This window comes from Mesorhizobium sp. M7A.F.Ca.CA.002.04.1.1 (assembly GCF_004022805.1).
In the GTDB taxonomy this organism is placed as follows: domain Bacteria; phylum Pseudomonadota; class Alphaproteobacteria; order Rhizobiales; family Rhizobiaceae; genus Mesorhizobium; species Mesorhizobium ciceri.
In genome coordinates, this window is sequence record NZ_RZPL01001139.1 from 1 (window position 1) to 1,034 (window position 1,034).

Below are 1,034 nucleotides of genomic sequence, written 5' to 3' on the forward strand. Positions count from 1 at the left end.
GCCATCAAGGATCTCGGCATCGCCATCAAGGGCGTGCCGACGCATGGCGGCAGCCGCATTCCGGCATGGCTGGCCGATGTCAATTCGGCGCTGACCGACCGCTATCTCGCTGCCGGACTTATCCCGATCGTCACCTCGACATCGCCGGAGCACGGGCTTCGATTGATGACCGAATCCAGGGCCTTTGGCATCACCCGCAATCCGTGGAACACCGGCCATACCAGCGGCGGCTCTTCGGGCGGTTCGGCAGCACTGGTCGCAGCCGGCGTCGTGCCGGTGGCGCATGCCTCCGATGGCGGCGGCTCGATCCGTGTGCCTGCCGCCTGCACCGGACTTGTCGGCCTGAAGACGTCGCGCGGCCGTATACCGCTGACGCCCCTGGTGAGCGAAAGCTGGTACGGCATGGTCGTCGACCATGCGCTCACCCGTTCGGTGCGCGATTGCGCGCTGCTGCTCGACCTGACCCACGGGCCCGATCCTCTGTCGCCCTATGCCGCGCCGCGGCCGAAAGGCACGTTCGCGGCTGCCGCCGCACGCGATCCCGGCAAGCTCAGTCTGGCCGTGTACCGCAAATCGCCGCTTCGCCTGCCGATCTCGGACGAGACGCTCAAGGCGCTCGACACGGCGGTGGCGCTTGCCCGCGAGGGCGGCCACACGGTCGAGGAGATCGACTTGCCCTTTATCGGCCGCGATTTCTTCGCCGATTTCTGCAGGACGGTTGCCTCCGCCGTCGCTGGCACGATGCGGGCCGAAGCGCTGCGCGTCGGCCGTTCCGTTGCTGGCGACATCGAGCGGGCCACGCGCGTGCTCGCCCGCTTCGGCGAACTGGTGTCGGCCGGCGAGACCTATGCCGACCTGCAGCGGCTGCATGCCGCCTCACGGCGGCTGATCGCAGAGACCGCGCAGTATGACGCCGTGCTGATGCCGATCATTGCCCACCCGCCGCTTGCCTGCGGCGCAATGGATCCGAAAGGCGCCGACGACCTCATCGAGAACCTGCTCGGCAAGCTTCACCTGACGCCCTTGCTGAAGCT

At 67.9% G+C, this 1,034-nt stretch carries 1 protein-coding gene; it reads left to right on the forward strand.

Features of this window, described 5'->3' with window-relative positions; genetic code table 11:
- A partial coding sequence (locus ENZ75_RS32810; protein WP_164888219.1) for an amidase occupies positions 1 to 1,034 on the forward strand: 1,034 nt, incomplete at both ends.